Annotated in this window: 14 protein-coding genes; 13 read left to right on the top strand and 1 reads right to left on the bottom strand. The window is 45.9% G+C overall.

Translation table 11 applies throughout. The features are described from left to right. The first annotated feature begins 5 nt into the window (after positions 1-5). From BDD43_RS09405 to BDD43_RS09420, 4 genes are all read left to right on the top strand, one after another. On the top strand, positions 6-1,487 hold the full coding sequence (locus BDD43_RS09405) for a RagB/SusD family nutrient uptake outer membrane protein (protein WP_121197440.1): 1,482 nt from the start codon (positions 6-8) through the stop codon (positions 1,485-1,487). A 148-nt stretch (positions 1,488-1,635) separates the two neighbouring features. After that, positions 1,636-3,036 carry a fasciclin domain-containing protein gene (locus tag BDD43_RS09410; RefSeq protein ID WP_162847014.1) on the top strand — a complete coding sequence of 467 codons (1,401 nt, stop codon included), beginning with the start codon at positions 1,636-1,638 and terminating at the stop codon, positions 3,034-3,036. A gap of 127 nt (positions 3,037-3,163) precedes the next feature. Further along, entirely contained in the window at positions 3,164-6,118 is a 2,955-nt protein-coding gene (locus tag BDD43_RS09415) for a SusC/RagA family TonB-linked outer membrane protein (protein ID WP_121197442.1), read from the top strand. Positions 6,119-6,143: 25 nt separating this feature from the next. Further along, entirely contained in the window at positions 6,144-7,766 is a 1,623-nt protein-coding gene (locus BDD43_RS09420; RefSeq protein ID WP_121197443.1) for a RagB/SusD family nutrient uptake outer membrane protein, read from the top strand. A gap of 128 nt (positions 7,767-7,894) precedes the next feature. On the opposite strand, the gene BDD43_RS09425 is transcribed toward BDD43_RS09420, so the two are convergent. Next, positions 7,895-9,082, bottom strand: coding sequence for an endo-1,4-beta-xylanase (locus tag BDD43_RS09425; protein ID WP_121197444.1), 1,188 nt, complete (start codon positions 9,080-9,082; stop codon positions 7,895-7,897). Between the two features lie 469 nt (positions 9,083-9,551). On the opposite strand from BDD43_RS09425, the gene BDD43_RS09430 reads away from it, so the two are divergent. The 9 genes from BDD43_RS09430 (at position 9,552) to BDD43_RS09470 (ending at position 24,451) form a co-directional block, all read left to right on the top strand. Continuing rightward, a complete protein-coding gene (locus BDD43_RS09430; protein WP_121197445.1) occupies positions 9,552-10,496 on the top strand; it encodes an alpha/beta hydrolase in 945 nt (314 codons plus the stop codon). Between the two features lie 43 nt (positions 10,497-10,539). After that, a complete protein-coding gene (locus BDD43_RS09435; protein ID WP_246001507.1) occupies positions 10,540-11,940 on the top strand; it encodes a family 43 glycosylhydrolase in 1,401 nt (466 codons plus the stop codon). Between the two features lie 24 nt (positions 11,941-11,964). Then, positions 11,965-13,917: a family 43 glycosylhydrolase gene (locus tag BDD43_RS09440; RefSeq protein WP_121197447.1), complete on the top strand. Its 1,953-nt coding sequence runs from the start codon at positions 11,965-11,967 to the stop codon at positions 13,915-13,917. An 11-nt stretch (positions 13,918-13,928) separates the two neighbouring features. Then, positions 13,929-15,203, top strand: coding sequence for a glycosyl hydrolase family 8 (locus BDD43_RS09445; protein WP_121197448.1), 1,275 nt, complete (start codon positions 13,929-13,931; stop codon positions 15,201-15,203). A 12-nt stretch (positions 15,204-15,215) separates the two neighbouring features. Further along, complete coding sequence (locus tag BDD43_RS09450) at positions 15,216-17,159, top strand: alpha/beta hydrolase-fold protein (RefSeq protein ID WP_211339667.1); 1,944 nt, start codon at positions 15,216-15,218, stop codon at positions 17,157-17,159. Positions 17,160-17,165: 6 nt separating this feature from the next. Next, complete coding sequence (locus BDD43_RS09455) at positions 17,166-18,017, top strand: sialate O-acetylesterase (RefSeq protein WP_121197449.1); 852 nt, start codon at positions 17,166-17,168, stop codon at positions 18,015-18,017. 15 nt (positions 18,018-18,032) lie between these two features. Then, positions 18,033-20,453 carry a glycoside hydrolase family 31 protein gene (locus BDD43_RS09460; RefSeq protein ID WP_121197450.1) on the top strand — a complete coding sequence of 807 codons (2,421 nt, stop codon included), beginning with the start codon at positions 18,033-18,035 and terminating at the stop codon, positions 20,451-20,453. A gap of 7 nt (positions 20,454-20,460) precedes the next feature. Further along, positions 20,461-21,786: a glycoside hydrolase family 43 protein gene (locus tag BDD43_RS09465; RefSeq protein WP_121197451.1), complete on the top strand. Its 1,326-nt coding sequence runs from the start codon at positions 20,461-20,463 to the stop codon at positions 21,784-21,786. A gap of 127 nt (positions 21,787-21,913) precedes the next feature. Continuing rightward, entirely contained in the window at positions 21,914-24,451 is a 2,538-nt protein-coding gene (locus tag BDD43_RS09470) for a glycoside hydrolase family 31 protein (RefSeq protein ID WP_121197452.1), read from the top strand. Position 24,452: the final 1 nt, after the last annotated feature.

Here is a 24,452-nt window from a genome sequence, read left to right on the forward strand (position 1 = left end):
GAATAATGATGAAAATTAATTCTATAAAAAAAATTGGCCGGCGGGTTATGGCATTGGTTATCCTAACCTTATCCGTAACTAATTATGGCTGTAACAAATTTCTGGATCAAAAGCCAGCTGACTCTTTGACCAGAGACCAGTTTTTTCAGAATGAAACGGATGCCAACGCAGCCATGGTTGGGGTTTACGATGCCCTTCAGGGCTGTGTTACCCAATTTTTGAACTGGGGAGAATTCCGGGGAGATTTGGTGACAGCTACAATTCAAAGTACCACAAATTATCCCTACTACGAGTCGTTTTCGCCCGATGCTACAACGAATATCAGTATCGCATCAGACTGGACAGCGGTTTACAAGATGATTGGCCGCGCCAATATCGTAATTGAATCAGTGCCCGGTATTGTTAATCTTGACCGTAACTTTACACAACAAAAGAGTGATGCCATTGTTGGGCAGGCACGTTTTCTCCGGGCCCTGGGCTATTTCTATCTGGTGCGTGCGTTCAAGGACGTCCCTTTGATTTTGAGCGCTTCAAGCAGCGATGACGTGACTTTTAGGGTGCCCAAATCTTCTTCTTCCGTAGTCTTAGATCAGATAGAGGCCGATCTGTCGTTTGCAGCTAACGTCGTACCGGTGCAATATTCTTCTGTTCAACAAACAAGGGGCTTTGCAAGTAAAGGGGCGGTTTACGCCACGCTGACGGATGTTTACCTGTGGAGAGCGAAATATCAACAAGCTGTGGATGCTTCGCAAAAAGTGTTGGATAATAGCTTGTATTCCCTGGTGTCTGGCGCTAGTTGGTTCAGCCTTTTCGCTCAAAAAAACACATCAGAAAGTATTTTTGAAGTTCAATTTGACTATAAAATTTCAGAAAACAATAGTTTAAGAGGCGTGTCCGGAAACTTTACCGTTAACCCTGTTCTTACAAATTACTATAACATAGAACAAGATGTGGTGAGAGGGCTTAACAACACCTACGTTAATGCCGGCTCATTCGTTTTCTGGAAATATAGCGGGCTAAGTGTGAACGGCACAACAAATATCTCAAGGCCAACCGATGATCCAGATTTTATAATTTATCGGCTTGCTGATATCATGCTCTTACGCGCTGAAGCACTCTCGCATTTGGATGTGCCCCAGAAACAGGAAGCGATTAATTTGCTGAACCAGATACGTTCAAGGGCTGGTATAGCCACCTATGTTGGCATTGACGGTACTGTAGACGGTACGCTGATAGAGAGCTATATTTTGAAGGAGCGTGCTATGGAACTGGCTATGGAAGGAAAAAGATGGTTTGACCTTGTACGGGAAGCTACCAATGACAACAACCCAGATTTGCTTATTACTGCCGTGAGTTTAGGGCGTACAGTGGGCGAAAGAGCGTTAATCCGTTCAAGAATTATCGATCCGAGAAGTTGGTATCTCCCTATCCTCAGTACTGAGCTTAACCGGAATCCATTGCTTGTTCAGAATCCATATTATTTATAGAATAAATAAGTTAATCGTTTTTTAAATGAATGAAATGATGAAAATATTATCACATAAAAAAGCCGCCCCCGGAATCTTGCTAATCAGGGTTATCATAGTTTGTATTGTGACTGCCTGCTTCGGATGCCGGGACACTGAGCTTTCCTATATGGTTAAGGAACGCCAATCACTGATGCTGGATCAGATCAAGCAGGATACGTCACTAACGCTGACTATCCAGGCCCTTCAGATAGCGAAAATGGATGCCACGCTAGATACCTATGGGCAGTTTACATTTTTTGCGCCGAATAACAACGCATGGAAACAGTACATTAAAGGAAAAGGGAAAGCCGCTATTACGGACTTTTCAACCGACCAAATGAAGCTTGTGCTAACCTACCTGATACTGCCGACACGTTTATATGCGGCGAATTTTGTTCAGGGCCCGCAGGCAGTGCCATCAGGTGCGGGAGATTTCCTGACGCTCGATATATCTAAAGGTTATAAATACAATTCCATCGCCAATGGGATCGCCAAAGTATATCAAACCGATATTGCTTTCTCTAATGGCTTGGTACATAAGATGGATGCCGTGCTTGACCCGCCGACTTTAACCGTTGGTCAGTTCCTAAGTCAAAACCCTGCAACTTATAGCGTGTTGACGGCGGGTTTACAACGTGCCGGGCTGCTTGATACCTTAACGCTGCTCAATGATAAAAATAATACCCGCGTTGCTTTGACACTCTTTGCCGAAACGAACGATGTGCTCAAGGCCGCAGGGATTACTACTTTCGATAATATGCCGATTGCCGATCTCAAGAGTTTGATGCAGTACCATATCATTCGCGGTTCTGCCTTTAGCGCAACCTATACCCCGCACACACTGGCTTACCCGGGTTTGAACCTGATAGAGCGTTATGACAATACGATTTTGACGCTGGATAACAGTAGCTGGATCTATTTTAACCTCGCTGATCTTAAGCTGATCAACAATTCGACTATCGGATTGTCGGCAAGTGATATCTTGATGCGAAACGGTATTGTCCATAATCTGGATAAACACATGGTGTTTGACACAACCCTCGATAGTAAGACTTCTAAAAGAACGCAGATATGGCACTATTTCAGCCTGGCCACCAGCTATGAGTGGGGCGTAGCAAATTTTCCGCCGGGATCGCTGCCACCTACCACAGCATCAGGTAGCTGGCGCATATACGCGGAAAGCGGTACTGGAACTGCACGGGGAACAATCAACGATCTGTTTTATGTACCCTCCGCACTGACGGATTCGCTGGTTACTGTAGTAAAGAGTGTAAGGAGAGGAACTTACCGTATCGAAGCTAATTACAAGTCTGGCGGTAGGGGTACTTTTCAGCTGATGTGTGGTAACGACTTGATTGGCAAACCGCTTAATTATGGTACAGCCTACGGACCTTATTTATTTGAACAAAAGGTTTTTGTAGGAAACTACACCTTCAAGCAAAGTGGAGACATCCGCCTGAAGTTCATACCTACCATAGTAGGGCAGTTGAATCTGGATTCGTTCGTGCTTACACCGATATATAAGTAAGGATGTCGAAATCAGGGGCAAATAGTGCCTTTAATGTGATTAACAACGGAAATGGGCAGTTATGCTCCCATTATGGACAGACGTCCCATTTCTGTTGCAATGTTTGACCTTTTTAAAATAAAATAAAATGATAAAATTTCGACTCCATGCAATTTGTTTTTTCTGTGCAGCGGCAACTTGCTTTGGATTATGGAGCCCTGCATTAGGACAAAGTAAGCAACCCATTCCCAAACTTTCAAAAACAGATTCCCTGATACGTGCCTTAACATTACAAAAGGATGTACAAGACCAACAAAATCCTGATGTTGGATATTTGGGAGTTAAAAGACAGCCCTCTATTGGTGTTGTGAGTACTTTACTGGATAATCGCTATAAGGAACTGACCGCGCAATCCATAAGTGCGTTGCTACAGGCGCAGTCGGCTGGAGTACACGTCGTAAACACCTCCGGTGCTCCTGGTTCTGGTGCCCTGGTCAATATCAGGGGAGTAGCTACATTGAACGCCGGTACAACACCGCTTTATATCGTGGATGGTATCCCTATCAGGTCAATCCGCAACCAGTCTCCACTGGCACTTAATGCCGATAATGATCCTTTGGCTGATATCAATCCACATGATATCGCTTCTATAACCGTGCTAAAGGATGCTTACGCAACCGCGCCTTATGGCATAAGGGGCAGCAATGGTGTAGTGATTATCAATACATACGGCGGAACAAGTGGTAAGACCTTGTTGGACGTGACAGTAAATTCGGGCGTTTCTTTTGCACCTAAAGAGCTTTCCGTACTTAATGCTGATCAATATCGCAACATGATCATCGAACAGGAAACTTCCAGGGGACAGACTGCCGCGCAGATCCAGAGCGGTATGGGGCGTTACCTGTTGCTTTCAACGCCCACCAACCAACTGTGGCGCTATAACAACAATACGGATTGGCAAAAACAAATGCTGCGAAGCGGTAGTTTGAACGACTTCAATCTGTTACTACGCGGGGGTGATGCCGTGGCTAAATATTCTTTATTAGCCGGATATGTTAATCAAGGTGGTGTGATATCAAATACAAATTACAGCCGCTTTAGTGCCAGGTTCAATTTTGATTATAAGGTGGGGCGTAAATTAACGTTCCTAAATACCTTATCCTATGTAAGAAGCGATAAAACACTAAAAGATGAAGGTAGTAGCAGTAATACCAACCCGCTGTTACTTGCTACATTAAAAAGCCCAACGTTAACTTCATTGCAGCATGACAATTTCGGAAACACTTTGCGTGACCCCGACAGTGCCGATTATGCAGGGCGTAACAACCCGTATGCTGTAATTAACAGAATGCGTACAGAAAATAGCACCAATCGCATTTTAGGGAAAATTACAGCGCAATATACCTTTTCACCAAACTTGTTTTTGCATATTGGTTTGGCCGGAGATTTCGATAGGTTAAACGAGATTCGTTTCGTGCCTTCGGCAGGCTTTGCCCCGGTGACCTATGTAACGCGCTATTCTGCACAGGGCAATAGTACAGAACTGATGGCCATTAACGAAAATACGCTTAATTACGAGAAAACCTCTGCTTCCGGCATTAGCGTTATATCGGCTTATGTGGGCAACTCGTTTCAAACCACTTCTTTGGATTCGAAGTATCTGAAGGCGATCAATTCAACTGCAGATCAGTTTGTACTCAACACCGGCGATCCCAATTTCTTAGATTCATTGGCCAGTTCGCAGCCAACCTGGCGGTTATTGTCTTTTTTTGCTGGTGCGCAATACAGCTACAAATCAAAATACAGTATTGGCGCAAACATCCGCGCCGATGGGTCCAGCCGCTTTGCGCAGGGTCATCAGTGGGGATATTTTCCATCAGTTGCGGGTTCATGGCATTTGTCAAAAGAGGGATTTTTGGCTCAGAACAAGCTGATATCTGATTTAACACTAAGGACCAGTTATGGTATAACAGGTAATGATGATGTAGGTTATTATGCGGGTTATAATTCCCTGGTCGCTTCGCCTTATCAGGGCTATTCGGCTGTAAAGCTGGGCATTTTGGGCAACCCGAATTTTACCTGGGAAAAAACGCAACAATTTGACGGCGGTATCGATATCGGCTTTTTTAAAAATGGTGTTGAGCTTACAGCCAATTATTACAACCGTACCACCAACGATCTTTTAAACGCAATTAATCTGCCGGGCATCAGCGGTTTTAAAACCTATACAGTAAGTGAAGGTTCCATGAGAAACCGCGGACTGGAGCTTAGCCTGGCTACCCGGGTTAAAAAAGGTGCGTTTGGCTGGACCTCCGGATTTAATATCGCGTTTAACAGCAACACCATCTTGTCTTTACCTGATAAGATTAACCCTATCGTTAATTATTCCGGCGGTTATGCTTCTATTCTGGCCGTTGGCAATTCTGTTGGTGCTTATTACGGCTATAATGCTGTAGGTGTTTATTCTAAAACATCAGATGTTCATGTAAAGAATGGCGCGTCTAATAGTGCACCCTTTAAAGGAGGCGACGTAATGTTTGAAGATGTTGACCATAATGGTGTGATTGATACCAACGACCGCAAAGTAATTGGTAACGCGAATCCGAAATTTTTTGGAGGATTTCACAATACATTTTCTTATAAAATGTTTGATCTGGCCATCTTTATGGATTTCGCTTATGGCAACCAGGTATATAACGCCCAGCGTGCCGCTTTAGAATCAATGTCTAATTATGATAACCAGTCAACCTCAATACTTAACCGCTGGCGCCAGGAAGGTGACGTGTCATCCATGCCACGTTTGCAATATGGAGACCCGGAAGGAAATAACCGTTTCTCAAGCCGCTGGATCGAAGATGGCTCTTATCTGCGCTTCAAGGCGGTTACTTTAGGGTACAATATGCCTCTTAAAAGTGCAAGGCTAAGCAGCATCTTTAAAAGCGTGAGGATACAGGTTACCGGGCAAAACCTTTATACGTTCACTAAATATAAGGGCTATGGGCCGGAGGTAGGCAGTGCAATAAACCAGGTGCAATATAGCGCGGACTATGCAAGTTTGCCACAGTCCCGAATCATTTATCTGGGGGTTAAACTTGGTTTATAGTGTTTAAATATATTATCAAAAGATCATGAAAATATTTTATAAAAAAACGTCAGTATTTATCGCGTTGTTCTGCACAGCGATACTGACGATTACCGGCATATCATCCTGCAAAAAATTCCTGGATGTAGCACCGACTGATGTAACCCGCGACCAGGACTTTTTGACCGATTACTGGGATGCACAATATATGCTTAGAGGAGCTTATCAGGCCCTGCAGCCGTTAGTAGATTACATCTTTGTGTTAGGTGAGGTTCAGGGCGATTGGGCAAAACCGGGCAGCGGGGCTGATAGTGATATCGTGCAGCTTGCCGAGCATCGTGCCAAACCAACCAACAGGTACACCAACTGGTCTCCTTATTACGACCTGATTAACAGGGCGAATTTTGTGATCAAAAATGTACCCCGTGTACCGCCTGATCAAAACAATTTTTCTGATTTCATCAAAAATCAATACATTGGTGAAGCGAAGTATTTACGGGCTTTTGCCTACTTTCACCTCGTTAGGAACTGGGGAGACGTGCCATATACCAATACGGTAGTGGATGACATCAGCAAAGTAAGTTACCTTTCGGTAACATCCCGAGAAACGATATTAGACTCTTGTGAAAAAGACCTGACTGAAGCTTTTGCCAAAACAGATTTTGTTGCCAACGTTTTTAATGACGACGGTACGTTAAGGGTCAGCAATGAGCAAACCAGGCACCGTGTAACAAAAGGTACCGTGTGTGCGCTTCAAGCCGAGTTGTATTTATGGAGGAACAAGTACGCATTAGCTAATACAGCCTGCCAGGCCTGGCAAAATACAGGGCAATACACTTTTTTGGGTAATGGCAGCAGCCCTACAGGCGGCGACCACTGGTTCGATATCTTTACGCTCGGAAATTCCTTGTTTAACGAGGGCATGTTTACCTGTGTATTTACCTACTCGACAAGAGAAACAAGTACGCTGATGATGCTTACCTCCAATGATCCGGCCGCCGGAGGCAAGTATATGGTGGCTCCGTCTGATATCGCGATCAAAACTTACAATCCAAACTGGCCTAACAGCGTCAGTATAACCAATACCGCCACCGATGATGCTTACCGTGGATTCGGAGCTACTTATGCAGGTGGTGCCCCATCATATAACCGCGTGGGAAGCGCCAATCCCGTTATATGGAAATGGTTAGGTACAGCTAAGGTGGCCCCGGCCAGTATTGATGTTCCGCCACCAGTAAGGTTGCCGTACCGGAGCGAGGGTGATTTCCATCTTACCCGCCAGGGAGATATGTACCTGTTATGGGCAGAGGCCTTAAACAGGATAGGCGATAAAGCCAATTCTATATCAAAGATAAACAGTGTTAGGGGCCGTGCAGGTATGCCTGCGGCGAGTGTATCTGGTATAACCACTGCATCAACGAACGACCAGATAGAAGATTTTATTTTGAGGGAAAGAGGCTTAGAGCTGGGTTACGAAGGCAGACGCTGGTATGACCTGATGCGGATAGCCAGACATGGCAGGCCACGGGTTTTAATAGACGCCGTGGAAAAGCGGGCGCCTGCATCGCTTACTCCGTACCTGGAAGCAACTTTAACAGACCAATCAAAATGGCTGCTTCCTATTAATGAGAATGAATTGAAGCTTAATCCAAACTTGAAACAACACTAATACGCCATAGATCAAAAAGTAAACTGATAAATCGTTTCTTACTGATAAAAGAGGCTGTCTCAAATTTTGAGACAGCCTCTTTTTAATTACTGGTGTAGTATAAACGTGATAAGGATATGTACTCCCACTTAGAATTTCACCACAGACCAGTAAGCTTTCTTGCGCTGTAAATTCTCATCAAAAAGTAAGGGGTAGGCTTTACGGACCACCATTGGTGTATTTAAACTTGCTGCCGCCCCGCCCGCGAGCCCTCCGTTTCTGGCGTCAAGCCAGCTGTAACGGTCAGAAACATTCCAAAAGGTTACGCTGGTGATTACTTGTTTGTAATCACGAAAGATCTGGAAGATCGCCCGGTAACGGTCTGCCTGAAGGTTCGCTATACCTTCGGTATAGCCGGAGTCAACCGGTAGGGTTACACTGTTATCGCTTTGGGGTTTGGGCCTGGTTCTGGGTCCGCGAATGGTTACGTCAAGTTCGGTGATCTGGATCTTTAATCCCAGCGATGCGTAACGATCTATAGCTGCGCGGATCAGATCTGGGCTTGGATCGTTCAGTTTCCAATGTCCCTGCAAGCCAACACCATCTATAGGTACCTTCGCGTCTTTTAAATTTTTGAGCAATTTGTAAATTTTTTCCCTCTTGGATGGGTTCTCGCTGTTGTAATCATTATAGTAAAGCGCGGCTTTGGGGTCGGCTTCGTGTGCGTATTCAAATGCCTTTGCCAAAAAATCCTCACCACATATTTGGTACCACAATGAATTACGGAGGTATTTGTCCGGATTGTCATCTATGGCTTCATTCACTACGTCCCATGCGTATATTTTGCCTTTATAACGATTAACCACCGTTGAAATATGCTCTTTAAGGCGCTTTAATAAGATTTCTTTACTTACCAGGGCACCGGTGCTGTCTCTAAACATCCAATTCGGAACCTGGGTGTGCCAAAGCAAATTATGCCCCCGTATCTTAATATGATGGCTTACAGCGAAATCAACGATAGCATCTGCGTTTTTCCAGTTGTATTGGTTTTCGCGTGGGTGAATAACGGATATTTTCATATCGTTTTCTGGAGTCACACTGTTGAATTCTTTGGTAACCAGTTCAGCGGTTTTGCCGCTCAGTGCGGCCATGTTAACCGCAACGCCTACCGGGAAATAATTTTGGTAATAATCTTTTAAGCCTTTTGTTTCTTGCACGGCCGGATGATCAGCGATCATCATCGTTTTGTGCGAATGACAACCCGTTAAGGTGGAGCAGATCAGGGCAGTACAAAGGCTTCCTGATAGGATAAGCGATTGCTGTATGTTTTTTTTCATTTTCTTACTTTCTGGTATAATTAATTGGAGGCTTTCTGTTATAGTTCGGAAACACCGCAGCTTTGGATAAACTGAACGCCAGCAGGGCTAGCTTGGAAGGATGAAGTAATGATTTCATTTGAAATTAGTGCTAAACGCTAAAGCGGTATAGTCAAAGGAAATTATTCGAACTCATTATCGCAACTCGAAGAAGTGATATTGAACAATAATGCTATCAATTTCAACAAATGAATAAACCAGTATGGCAAACCAAAAAGAAAACAATGGATTTTTCAGTAGAAAAACAACCGTCTCTGCTAAAATTCCTTATGGCTAAATAATTATCTTGAAGTTAAACATTCGTTATAGCAAATTTGTGAAATGTCATACACTCCCTTCCCCAAGGTGTATACTTTCGTGCTGGCAGGGTGTTGCTCATATCCAAACCAGCCTAAAAATTTATAATTAAACCAACGAATACCTGCTAAACATGCTATATTTAAAAACTAAGCTTGCCTTTTGGAAGCTTTTTGCTTGTGCACAGCTGTTAGCGTTTTTTTTATCGCTATCAATATATTCAGAAGCGCAGGATACCGTTAGCATTTACCCCGGAAAAATACCTAATAGCCGTCATGTTCAGGCCGCGCGGCCTGTAAGGCCGGCTGCAGCCGGAATGGTTTATGCAGTTACCCATCCTATGCTTGAGGTTTTTCTGCCAGAAAAGTCAACTGCGGGTGGCTCGGCGGTTATTATATGTCCCGGCGGCAGTTACAAAGTATTAACTTACGAGGCGGAAGGTGTACGGACAGCGAAGGCGTTTGCCAAAAATGGCATAGCGGCTTTTGTTCTTCAATACAGGTTGCCAGATGATTCGCTGATGATTGACAAAAAGATTGGCCCACTGCAGGACGCCCAGCAGGCAATTAAGTTTGTTCGGGAACATGCCCTGCAATGGGGATTGGATGTTAAAAAAGTGGGAATTATGGGCTTCTCCGCAGGAGGACATTTGGCGGCCACGGCGGCCACTCATTTTCAGCAAACATACATTGAAAATGAGGGCCATACTGACCTGCGACCTGCTTTTGTTATCCTGGTTTATCCGGTGATCTCCATGCAAGAGGGGCTCACTCATGCAGATTCAAGGAGGAATTTATTGGGTGCGATGCCGTTAAAGGAAACGGTTGATTATTTTTCAAATGAACTGCAGGTGAATGCCAATACACCTCCTGCTTATATTACGCATGCCGGTGATGATAAGCTGGTGGATGTGGATAACAGTATACAATTTTACGAAAGCTTACGACATGCTAATGTACCTGCCGAGCTCCATGTTTTTCCTAAAGGTGGACACGGGTTTGTTCTGCGGGAGCGCCCGGAAGAATGGATGCAGCCCATTTTTAAATGGATGACCACAAACGGCTTGCTTGGGCATTGACTTAGCAGAACTGGATAACGATGCGAAATACTATTGAATGACAATGATGAAAAAAATAAAATATAGTTTGATCGGTTTGGTTTTATGGTTGGTGACAGGAACTGTTATTGCCCAGAATCCATTGATACGCGACCAGTTTACGGCAGATCCGTCTGCCCGGGTTTTCGGTGACCGGGTCTATATCTATCCCTCACACGACATACCTGTGATACCGGGACATGGGCGTGCAAATTGGTTTTGTATGGAGGATTACCATGTTTTTTCTTCCCTGAACCTGACAGACTGGAAGGATCACGGAACTATTTTAACACAGAACCGGGTTCCATGGGCCGATTCCACCGCCTACAGCATGTGGGCCCCTGATTGTGTTTTTCGCAACGGTAAATACTATTTTTATTTCCCCGCTCCTCCGGGAGGTATTTCCAAGGGCAAGGGATTTCGTGTTGGAGTGGCTGTAGCCAACAAACCGACCGGCCCTTTTACGCCTCAAAAGGAACCAATTGAAGGCATACAGGGAATAGATCCTAATGTATTTATTGACGATGATGGTCAGGCTTACATTTACTGGGCCCAGGGCAATATTTATGCAGCAAAACTCAAAGCCAATATGCTTGAACTTGCTTCTGAGCCTGTTATTTTCGATCAGCTTCCCGAAAAAGGACTAAAAGAAGGCCCTTATCTTTTTAAGCGGAAGGATAATTATTACCTCACTTATCCCCATGTGGCAAATAAAACGGAAAGACTGGAATACGCAATGTCAAAAAGTCCATTGGGGCCGTTCAGTTACACTGGTGTGATCATGGATGAATCGGCTTCCGGTTGCTGGACCAATCATCAATCAATCATTAAGTTCAAAAACCAATGGTACCTGTTTTATCATAACGATGACCTATCCCCACAATTTGATAAGAACAGGTCGATAAGAGCTGATAGCTTGTTTTTTAATGGAGACGGAACGATAAGGAAGGTATTACAAACCCTAAGGGGCGTAGGTATTAGCCCGGCCACGTCTGAGATTCAGATTGACCGTTACAGCGCTGTTGGCAACTCCGGCATTTCGGTCGCATTCCTTGATTCTCTTCAAAAGATGAAAGGCTGGAAGGCAACGTTTAGTGAGGCAGGGGCCTGGTTAAGATATAACCGGGTTGCATTTAGCAGGGGCAGCACTAGGTGGGTTACGGCCAAAGTAAAAGCTGCCCGTGGTGGTGTGCTGGAAATACATGCCGACAAACCATCAGGGCCATTGATTGCGCGCCTTAATTTGGGCCGGAGCACGGAATGGGGGCTTCAAACATTCGTGCTGCTTAAGAGTTTACAAGGCACACATGACCTGTTCTTTGTCGCCGGGAATTCAGGTCCGGTAGAAATAGATTGGATCAGCTTTAAACAGCGCCAAATTAAAACATTAAACCAAGGGCTGCCGAAGGCGGCCACACTAAAATAAAGATACTTTGAACAATAATTGATTATGAAATATTCTATACTATGTTTGGCAATTTCCGGTTTAATTTTACAAGAATCGTTTTCTGCCCATGCACAACAAAAAAAATCGCCAGACTCGTCCCTGTTCTACCAAACTGTAGGCACCTATGTTAACCCGGTGCTTCCGGGAGATCATCCAGACCCGACCATGTTGAAGGTAGGGGACGATTTTTATCATTGCGGCTCGTCATTTCATTTTAACCCTTACCTGCCTATCTACCACTCGAGGGACATGGTTCATTGGGAGGTGATCAGCAGGGTGCTAACCGCGGCTAAGGGCAAATGGGTAACCGACAGGCCATCGGCAGGGATATGGCAAGGGGCTATCACTTATTTCTACGGCTCTTACTGGATCTACTTTTCTGCAAACGGGCAGTACTTTTCAAAAGCAAGCTCTCCCAAAGGCCCCTGGTCTGCTCCTGTACAGTTAAAGACCAACCGGGAAACGGGCAATCTTGGCTATGATAATTCGATATTTGTTGATGATGACGGCAAGCCATATATCGTGATTAAGAACGGCCAGAAAATTAATCGCCTCCAGGCGTTGGGCAGAGACGGACAATTGGCCGACACGGTAATCAACCTGGATTGGATTAACGCTAAGCTCCAGTATAGTTGGGCCGAAGGACCTGTGATGTGCAAAAGGAACGGCTATTACTATTATTTCCCGGCGGGTGATGTATCCGGCGGTCAATACGTGTTACGGGCATCTGCATTAACTGCAGATTCAACTAAATGGGTGCGTCTTGGTTCGTTTTTCAAGCCAATTTCAGATCAGTCGGTAGGTTTCCGCCGGCCAAACCACATTTCGGCACCGCTGCAGCTGGCGGACGGTACCTGGTGGACGATTGGGCAGAGTTACGAAAAGTATGATGGCGATGACTGGTCGGGCCTGGGACGCCAGACGGCACTTTACCCGGTGATTTGGGAAGGCGACCGCCCTTGGGGTATGGCCCCAACCACCAAGCCTATTATCAAGCCGGATCTGTCTCAGGGCGTAATTCCGTGGCGCAGTGTCCGGACGGATTATTTCGAGGCTGATTCATTAGGTATGGGCTGGCATTTTCTTACTAAAGCGGCATCTTTAAATTATTCCCTTACGGCGAGAAAGGGCTGGCTGAGACTGACCCCCGATACTGCAAGAACACATATTATGCAGAAAGAAACCGACCATGTTTATTCGGCGGTTACAAGGGTTGATCTCGATGCCGTTAATGAAAACGACAAAGCCGGTATCTACCTTACCAACGGCAACCAAAAGGTTATTGTGCGCCTGTTCAGTGGGAATGATCACGGTAAGAAGATTATTTTTCAAATGGACACAGCAAAGCGTGTGATCGCCAATACTTTGGGTCGTATCGTATGGCTCAAATTGGTGAGAGACCAGCATACGTTAACCGGCTATTTTAGCAATGATGGTAAATTGTGGACTTCTGTAGGCGCCCCCATCAGCGCCGTGGAGCTGGACAAGGCACAACCCAATTTCAATTCCTGGGTTGGAACGAGCCTTGGATTATTTGCGGAAGGAAAACCTGCGGACTTTGATTTGTTTATATGCAAAGATGGCACTTCTGTACTGCCAGCGTCCGGATATAGCAATTACTTTGGCGTTACCAAAGGTGCTGCAAAGCAGGTAAGCAATACCTCTCAAAAAGGAGGATGGTTCATGATATCCGGCGTGGAACTGGGATTGCAGACACCGTCTTCTGTTGAGGTAACGGCCAGCGTAAAAACCAATGCTGAAATTGAGATTTGGATTGACGATATTGAAAAAGGAAAATTGATTGCTACCGTGCCCCTGAGCCCAAATTCGGGCCATGATTTGAAAAAGTTTCGCCAGGCCATCAAAGCTGCAAGCGGCCAACATGATATTTTTGTCAGGTTCCCCAAAGGAACCGCGCTTGGCACAAGCATTCAAAGTATACAGTTTTTTAAATAATCTTTAAGATAATGAGATCGGCCTTTTTATTCCTTATTGCGCTTTTTCTACTGTCGGATCTGGCGGTAGGCCAGAAGGTCAAAAAGACCAATGGTCTGGACAGCCAGCCTGCCGCTATTTCGGGCGTGTACAGTAACCTGTTCCTGGAAGCTGGTTACAGCCAAGCTGATATAGATACTAAAGTGGCTAAAGCTTATCATGATGTGTTCGAAGGTCCAGGCCGGGTATATTTCGAAGTAGGCGATACCATGGCCTACGTTTCTGATTTGAAGAACCATGATGCACGGACAGAAGGGCTTTCCTATGGCATGATGATCGCCGTTCAGCTCAACAAGAAAGATGTGTTCGATAGGATCTGGAGATGGTCGAAAAAATACCTGCAGCACCAGGATGGGCCAAGAAAAGGCTATTTTGCCTGGAGTATAAACGTAGAAACCATGAAGCGTAATTCTGAAGGGTCAGCTTCCGATGGCGAATTATATTTTGCTACCAGTTTGTTGTTTGCAGCTAACCGCTGGGGCAACGATACGGGCATAAATTATTACCGGGAAGCCCGGAACATACTTGATGCGATGTGGCAAAAGGACGGGACCGGCAACGTTTATAACCTAATCAATACGGCGCATAAGCAGATTAGCTTTGTGCCGGAAGGAAACAACTATAATTGGACCGACCCATCTTACCATTTGCCTGCCTTTTATGAGGTTTGGGCGCTGTATGCCAAAGATGGGCATGAACAATTTTACCGGGACTGCGCAGATACATCCCGGGCTTTTTTACGCCGGGCCTGTAGTGCCCCTACTGGGCTTAATGCAGACTATACGGAATTTAGCGGTGAGCCGCATTCAACCCCCTGGATGCCAGCGGCATTTCGATATGATTCTTGGCGGGTGCCGATGAATATCGCCATGGATTATGCCTGGTTTGGAAAAGATCAGCAATGGCAGGAAAATTATGCACATCGTTTCCAGGGTTTCCTGAGATCCAAAGGAGTAGACAACTTTGAAGACCAGTTTAACTTGGATGGCTCACGCCCGGAGTTTATTCTGCAAGCCGGAAAAGTTAAAAAATTGCGCCACTCCCTTGGCCTGGTGGCTACGGCGGCTGCGGCCTCTATCATGGTTAAAGAAAAAGGGAGGCTTGATTTTATCCATGCACTATGGAACGCAAAGCTTCAGCCTTATGATGACGGGTATTTTGATCCGTATTATGATGGATTGCTGTACCTGTTCAGCCTGATGCACCTGAGCGGAAAATATCATATGATTGAACCAACCATAAAATAGCTAAAATTTAATATGAAAAATTTATTAAAAATTCATCCGGGGCTTTTTGCAGTCATCCTGTTTATGTCATCGGCTGTTCCATTATCGGCGCAAAATATAGTTAAGCACGCACAGCCTGGGTTTGATGTGCCGCGGCTGGAGATAGCGCACGGCAGGATCGACTCGGTCAGTTATCCGTCAACTACGGTTGGCACAACCCGGAAAGCACTGGTATATACTCCACCCGGGTACTCAAAAGACCGGAAATACCCTGTGCTTTATCTTTTACACGGAATAGGCGGAGACGAAAAGGAATGGCTGAACGGCGGAAAGCCACAGGTTATTTTGGATAATTTATACGCGCAGGCCAAGCTGGCCCCGATGATTGTTGTGCTGCCGAACGGGCGAGCAATGAAAGATGACCGGCCGACAGGCAACATTATGGCGGCTGATAAAGTGCAGGCCTTTGCCACCTTTGAAAACGACCTCCTTAATGACCTGATTCCTTATATCGAGCATCAATACCCCGTTTTAGCTGACAGGGAGCACCGGGCTTTAGCCGGCCTATCTATGGGAGGGGGGCAATCTTTGAACTTCGGCCTCACTCACCTGGACAAATTTGCCTGGGTTGGGGGCTTTTCTTCCGCGCCAAATACAAAAAAGCCCGAGGAGCTTTTACCAGACCCTGAGGCAGCTAAAAAGCAATTGAAATTGCTTTGGATCTCCTGCGGTGCCAGCGATGGGTTATTGATATACAGTAAACGTACCCATGAATACCTGGCCGAGAAAGGGGTTCCGCATATTTACTATGTTGAGCCCGGCGTGCACGACTTTAAAGTATGGAAAAATGGTTTATATATGTTTTCGCAACTGATATTCAAGCCTGTTGATATCTCAACTTTTCCAAAGTATCAGTACAGCGAGGAAGGCACACCTGCGTCAACCAATATTCCGGGACAAAAATATCCGCAGATATTGCCGGATAACCGGGTGCTTTTCCGGATAAAAGCGCCGGACGCCCAAAGTGTAAAAATTGACCTGTTAAAAAAGTACGAAATGAAAAAGGATACCGGCGGTTTCTGGACGCTCACAACCGATCCTGTGGTACTGGGTTTTCATTATTATTCGCTCCTCATCGATAACGTGGCCGTGGTAGATCCTTCGAGCCAGGCCTTTTACGGGATGGGCCGGATGGCCAGCGGCATCGATATCCCGGATCCTGATGGCGATTATTATACAGCAAAAAAAGTTCCCCATGGCGAGGTAAGGTCTGTTCAGTATTATTCCGAAATGACCCAGGCCTGGAGACACGCCAATGTTTATACACCTCCGGGCTATGATGTTTCTGTTGCCAAAAAATATCCGGTGCTGTACTTGCAGCACGGATCGGGGGAAGACGAAACCGGCTGGCCCGGCCAGGGTAAAATGAATTTTATTCTTGACAACCTCATCGCATCGAAGAAAGCTGTGCCGATGATCGTTGTTATGGACAGGGGATATGCAAATAGCCCATCGGGCAGTGCAGGCAACATTTTCCCCGAAGTTTTGGTTAAAGAAGTGGTGCCTATGATAGACCGTGATTTCAGAACAATACCGGATCGTGATCACAGGGCGATGGCAGGCCTTTCTATGGGCGGATTTCAGACTTTTCAGACTACGATGGCCAATATGGACAAATTTGCTTATATCGGCGGGTTTAGCGGCGCGGCATTTTTGCAACAAGGGGTACCCGTTACTAAAATGTTTAATGGCATTTGGGCCGACGCGTCGGCTTTTAACAAAAAAGCGAAGCTGGTTTACCTTAGTATTGGTACTGCAGAGTCGGAAAGAATGTACACAGGTGTGAAAAACTTCCATGAAGCACTGGAAAGTGCAGGGATCAAGCATGTTTATTATGAATCACCCGGCACCGCCCATGAATGGCAGTCATGGAGGCGGTCACTGAACCAATTCGCTTCGCTACTCTTTAAGAACTAAATAATTATGAAGATTTGCTATAAATTATTCTTAACCACCTGTTTGGCATTATTGAGCCAAACTGCATTGTCACAGCATAAAAACCTTTATATATTTCTTTGCTTCGGGCAATCAAACATGGAGGGTAATGCCCATTTCGAAGCACAGGATACCACTGTTGATCAGCGTTTCCGGGTTTTACAGGCCGTTGATTGCCCTGCGCTTGGTAGGGTAAAAGGTAACTGGTATACCGCTGTCCCGCCCCTGTGCCGCTGTAGTACCGGGCTTACCCCGGCAGATTACTTTGGCCGTACATTGGTGGCTAACCTGCCTAAAAACATCACAGTAGCGGTAATTAATGTTTCTGTGGCCGGTTCTAAGATCGAAGTCTTTGAGCAGGATCAATACCAGGCCTATGCGGCAACAGCCCCCGACTGGATGAAAAAGATGATTGCAGAATATAATGGCAACCCATACGCCCGCTTGTTGGAGTTAGCAAAACTGGCGCAAAAATCGGGTGTAATCAAGGGAGTGTTATTGCACCAGGGAGAATCAAATACAAACGATACACTATGGACAAAAAAGGTAAAAGGAATCTACGATAACCTGATCAAAGACCTCGGTCTGAAACCAAAAGCAGTTCCGTTGCTTGCAGGTGAAGTGGTTAACGCCGACCAGGGAGGGATTTGCTCCAGCATGAACAAGATTATTGCCACACTGCCACAGGTTGTACCTAACGCCTACGTGATCTCGTCGGCTGGTTGTCCCTGTTCGGCAGATCACTTGCATTTCACTGCCGCCGGTTACCGGGAGTTGGGCAAAAGATATGGCATTCAAATGCTCTCCCTGCTAGGTTATCAAGTTAAGGATCATCAATAAAATAACATTAATCCAATGAAATTATCAAAACTTATCTTTTCATGGACCGGGCTGCTATTCTTCGGAACAGCCTCCCTATATGCCCAAAATTACCAGCGCACCAAGCTTGGGGTTAAAGCCAGCACTGTAACGGTAGATGTGGAGCTCCAGTTTTATAGCCCGGAAATTGTACGGGTTATTAAAACACCGAAAGGCGGTACCTGGAATAAAACAAGCCTTTCGGTAGTTAAAACACCCGAGCTAACGGCGCTTAGCATAAAGCAACATGACGGTTTGCTTGAATTGAACAGTGCAAAACTCAAAGTAACCCTAAATTTGAAAACAGGCAGGCTGATGTTTGCCGGGGCTTCAGGAAGGCCGCTATTGAACGAACAAGAAAATGCAACCACATTTTTGCCGTTCAATGATGCCGGTAGCAGTACTTATACCGTATCACAAACTTTTGAGCTGGAGAAAGATGAACCCATCTATGGCCTGGGGCAGCACCAACGTGGCAACCTGAGCCAACGGAACCAGCATTATAACCTGGTACAAGGCAATACAGACGATGTGGTGCCATTTATCCAATCCGTCAAGGGGTATGGTATTTTCTGGGATAATTACTCGCCTACGGAGTTTAACGATGACCAGAGTGGAACCCGTTTCCGGTCGGACGTTGGGGATGGGGTTGACTATTACCTGATGAGTGGCGAAAATGCCGATGGCGTGATAGCCTGCATGCGCGACCTGACAGGGCAGGCACCAATGTTTCCGCTGTGGACTTTTGGTTACTGGCAAAGCAAGGAGCGGTATAAAAGCCAGGACGAGCTGGTAGGCGTAGTGAAGAAATACCGGGATCTGCAGGTGCCACTGGATGGGATAATCCAGGATTGGCAGTACTGGGGCAGTAACTATTTGTGGAACGCCATGGATTTCCTGAACGCCGATTTTTCCAACCCGCAAAAGATGATTAACGATGTACATGGCATGAACGCCCATATGATCATTTCCATCTGGTCTTCCTTCGGCCCTCAAACTAAGCCTTATAAAGAACTCAATAACAAGAATATGTTGTTTGACTTCGCTACCTGGCCCGAATCAGGCAGTGATAAATGGCCACCGAATATGGATTACCCGTCGGGCGTAAGGGTATACGATGCTTACAACCCAGAAGCCAGGGATATTTACTGGAAATACGCTAACAAAGGTTTGTTCTCGTTAGGCATCGATGGCTGGTGGATGGATTCGACGGAACCTGATCACCTCAGTTTCAAACCGACCGACTTTGACAATAAAACATTCCTCGGATCATTTCGCAAGGTACGGAATGCGTATCCGCTGATGACTGTAGGTGGCGTTTCCCAACATCAGCGTAACACCGGTTCGGATAAGCGCGTATTTATCCTTACGCGTTCAGCATTTGCCGGGCAGCAGCGTTACGGGGCCAATACCTGGTCGGGTGATATCACCTCATCATGGCAAACGCTCAAACAGCAGATACCAACCGGGCTTAATTTTTCTTTAAGCGGTATTCCCTACTGGAACAGCGATATAGGCGGTTTCTTTTTGTCAAAGTTCAGAAGGAAACTGGCCGACCCTGAATACCGGGAGTTATATACCCGGTGGATAGAATTCGGTGCTTTTTGCCCCATGATGCGCTCACACGGTGCGGATGCGCCAAGGGAGATCTACCAGTTTGGCAGCAAAGGCGAAAAGGTTTATGATGCTATCGAAAAATTCATCAACATCCGCTACCGTTTTTTACCTTATATCTACGCTGCCTCCAGGGAGGTGACGGCCCATCAATCAAGTTTGATGCGTGCGCTAATGATGGATTTTCCTGAAGACAGAAATGCCTGGGACGTCAATAACGAGTTCATGTTTGGCAAATCGATTTTGGTGAACCCCGTAACCAGCCCCATGTACGTTAAAGCGGGTAATGTTGTAGGCCGGGATACCATAAAGTTGGAAGATTTTGGTACGGTAAAAGGCCAGGTTACCTACCTGCCCAAGGGTTCGGATTGGTACGACTTTTGGACCGGTGAAAAAATGACCGGGGGGCAAAGCGTAAGCAGGGCTACACCGATAGATATTATACCACTTTATGTCAAGGCTGGTGCTATTTTACCCTTGGGGCCTCGTGTTCAATTCGCCAACGAAAAAAGATGGGATAATCTTGATATAGCTTTATACCCGGGAGCCGATGGGGATTTTACCCTTTATGAAGACGAAAACGATAACTATAATTATGAAAAGGGAAAGTATAGCGAGATTGAGTTTCACTGGGATAACCGGAGCCGGACGTTAAAAATATCGGACCAAAAAGGTTCTTTCGACGGGATGATTAAGGATCGCAGGTTCAATATCATACTTACGCCAAAGGGAGGTCTGTCTGATAGCTCAGTTCAAATTAAATCAATCGACTATAAGGGTCACAGCTTAAACATCAAATTATAATTTACATATGAAGATCAAATTTTTTTCTATTGCCTTTATGTTGCTATCGGTTATTTGTAACGCGCAAAACCCGATTATACAAACCAAATTTACTGCCGACCCTGCTCCGATGGTTTATCACGACACCGTCTTTCTTTACACCAGCCACGATGAGGATGATGCCAAGGGCTTCAAGATGCTTAATTGGCTGCTGTACACATCAACCGATATGGTTAACTGGACAGACCGTGGTTCGGTTGCTTCGCTTAAAACCTTTGACTACACGGCCGAGAACGGTGCCTGGGCACCACAGTGCATCCCGAGAAACGGTAAGTTTTATTTATACGTGCCTGTAGCCCGCAAGGGCACTTCAATGGGCATTGGCGTAGCGGTTTCGGATAGCCCATATGGCCCTTTTAAGGATGCTATCGGCAAGCCGCTAATCGCGGGCAACAGCAATGGGGACTTTGATCCCACAGTATACATTGATGATGATGGACAGGCCTACCTGTATTGGGGAAATCCGAATTGTTACTATGTGAAACTCAACCCTGATATGGTATCCTATTCTGGAGACATCGTTAAAATTGATTCTAAACCCGCCAATTATCAGGAAGGTCCCTGGTTCTATAAAAGAAACAGCCATTATTACCTGGCTTATGCATCCACCTGCTGTCCGGAAGGGATTGGTTATGCTATGAGTGATCACCCGACTGGGCCTTGGGTTTACAAGGGTATGATTATGGACGGAGCCCCTATTTCTTCCGGAAATCATCCAGGAATAATTGATTATAAGGGCAATTCTTATGTTTTCGGGTTTAACTATGCGCTGAATTGGAAGATTACCAACATACACCATGAAAGAAGATCGATTTGTGTAGAAAAATTAACCTATAATGCAGATGGTTCCATCCAAAAACTTCCGTTTTGGTCTACGGAGGGAACAGAGCAGATCGGCAAAATAAACCCCTATCAGCGTGTGGAAGCTGAGACGATTGCTCTCTCATCGGGCGTTCAAACCGCGGGAGACAGCCAAAGCGGGGTTTACGTTACCGGTATTGATAATACCGATTATATCAAGGTCAGAGGAGCTGATTTCGGGTCAGGCGCAAAGTCGTTCACTGCGGCTGTCGCTTCATCTACGAAGGGTGGCTATATCGAGATCCATCTGGATAGCCCTACGGGTAAACTGGCCGGAACCTGCATAGTTAAAAATACCGGCGGCGATAAAAATTGGGCTAATGTTTCCTGTGATATTAAGGACACTAAGGGGGTACATGATATTTACCTGGTGTTTCGGGGCGGAGAGTGGCACCTGTTCAATTTCGATTGGTGGAAATTTACCGCGAAGTAACTTGTTTGAACGAGAGTGACAGAGATTTGGACATCCGCGATAAAATGATCTACCTGGCTGGCTTATTTTTGAAGCAATAACCAAAGCTATGGCAGTGCTGCCTTATATAGCCTAAACCTGATCAGCAATGAAACGTTATTCCGCGACGAACAGCAACAAAGCAATAAATGGTTTAGTTTGTTGTTTCCTTATCCTTTTGTTAGCATCGCCCCTGACTGGCTATGGGGCCGGCGATTCGTTGGGATATGGGTTTAACAAGCAACCGAACGGGGTTTTGCTGCGTTCGGGAACCCGTAAATTAAGTATCGTGTTCAGTAACGATGCAGTTGTAAGGGTGCGTTATGTCCCCGAAGGAGAGTTTAAAGACAACGGAACAGATGTGTGCCTGCCTCAGTCATTCGGAACAGTGCCTTTCGTCACCAGTCAGATTGGTAGCTCCGTGATTTTGCAGTCGGCCCTTCTTAAAGTTGTAGTCTCCACGAGCACGGGCGCCATCAGGTATTATGACAGGTACGGCCATCTGTTGTTGGCCGAAAACCCTACATTACCTAGGATTATGGACAAGGTAGCGCTGAGCCATAATATATTTAATGATGCGGCCAGTCAAACCGTAAAAACCGCTAACGGGGACCAGCTTTCTGCAAACATCACTTCTAAACAAGTGGTAGGGACGGCCTGGAAAGCCAGGCAGCAATTTGTTTGGCAACCCGGGGAGGCCCTCTACGGGCTGGGGTCGCACCAGGAAGACCATATGAACCTGCGCGGCACCTATCAATACCTGTATGAACATAACTTGAAAAAGAGTATGCCCGTCCTGATGTCGGCAAAAGGCTATGGCCTTTTATTCGATGCCGGTTCCGCAATGGTTTTTCATGATGACAGCGCAGGAAGTTTTATGGAGATGCTTGCTGTAAACCAAGTCGACTATTATTTCATGTATGGACCTGAGTTTGACCAGGTCATCCATCAGTTCAGAAGGTTGACCGGCAAGGTTGAGCTGCCGCCAAGATACGTCTTCGGTTATACGCAATCCAAAGAACGCTATACCAATCCTCATGATATTGACAGTGTTGTGAACCGGTTCCGGGTAAGCAAAATACCCCTCGATATTATTGTTCAGGATTGGTTATACTGGAAAGACGGCTTATGGGGTTATAAGAAATTCGACGAGTTAAAATACCCGGATCCCAAAAGAATGATAGACACGGTACATGCCCGCAACGCGCATTTTATGCTATCCATATGGCCGCAATTAGCCGCTAACGAAGACAAGGAAATGAGTGACAAAGGCCTGGTGTTGGGGCGCCGTATTTACGATGCCTACAGCCCGGCAGGCCGAAAGATGTATTGGGATAACTATGTTTACCCTAATTTGTTTACCAAGGGTGTCGACGCCTGGTGGTGCGACTCTTCCGAACCGGTAGAAGCCGATTGGAACAGGGGAGCGAACAATATCGCTAATGATCCTGGTGTGCGTTTTGAAAAGAATGTTAAAGTAATGGCCGACCTGCTCGGCGAGCAGCGCGTCAATACATTTTCGCTTCACCATAGCATGGGCGTTTATGAAAACCAACGCAAAGTAGATAGTTTGAAGCGCGTTTTTATTTTAACCAGGGCCTCCTTTCCGGGCCAGCAGCGCTACGGAACGATGGTATGGAACGGTGATACCAAGGCAACATGGGCTGATTTTAAAAGCTGGATTCCAGGCGGACTTAATTATATGGTGACAGGCTCGCCCTATTGGACGATAGACGCCGGGGCATTTTTCGTCCGGCCGCATGTAGAATGGTTTGGTAAAGGCGAATTTCCGAAAGGTACGGCAGATCGCGGTTATAAAGAGTTCTATGTCCGCAATTTACAATACAGTGCCTGGCTGCCACTGTTCAGGAGCCATGGCACCGACTTTGCCCGGGAACCCTGGAAGTTTGGCTCAGCCGGAGATCCCTATTATGATGCGATCCTGAAGCAGATCGATCTGCGTTACCGGATGCTGCCATACATTTATGCACTGGCCGCGCAGGTTAACCGCCAGGATTATACCATGACGCGCTCCCTGTTGTTTGACTTTAGGAATGATTCTAAGGTTTATGATATTAAAGACCAGTTTATGTTCGGTAGCGCGTTCCTGGTGTGCCCTGTAACCTCGCCGATGTATTATGCGCCAGGAGACAGTGTGCTGACTGGGGTCAGCAAATCCAGGGAAGTGTATCTACCTGCCGGAACGTCTTGGTTCGACTTCTGGACAGGGAAAAAATATCAGGGCGGCAGATCGGTCATTTCGGACTCACCGATCGATCACATCCCGGTTTTTGTTAAAGCCGGGTCTGTTGTGCCCATGGGGCCGCCCATGCAGTATACTGATGAAAAGCCGGATGCTGCCTGGGAGATACGCATTTATCCCGGCGCAAATGGCAAGTTTATGGTTTACGAGGATGAGGGCGACAATTACCATTATATGCAGGGTAAATTTTCGACCTACGAACTCAGTTGGAATGACATGTTAAAAGAGTTAACGATAGCTCCCAGGATAGGTAGCTATAAAGGAATGAAAAAAGACCGTGTTTTCAATATCGTGGTTGTTAACACAGGTACAGGGGTTGATTTGGCCGAGACTAAAGGAAAGATCATAACCTATCACGGTGTGAAATCGACTATCAAATTATAAA

The organism is Mucilaginibacter gracilis (assembly GCF_003633615.1).
GTDB lineage: Bacteria > Bacteroidota > Bacteroidia > Sphingobacteriales > Sphingobacteriaceae > Mucilaginibacter > Mucilaginibacter gracilis.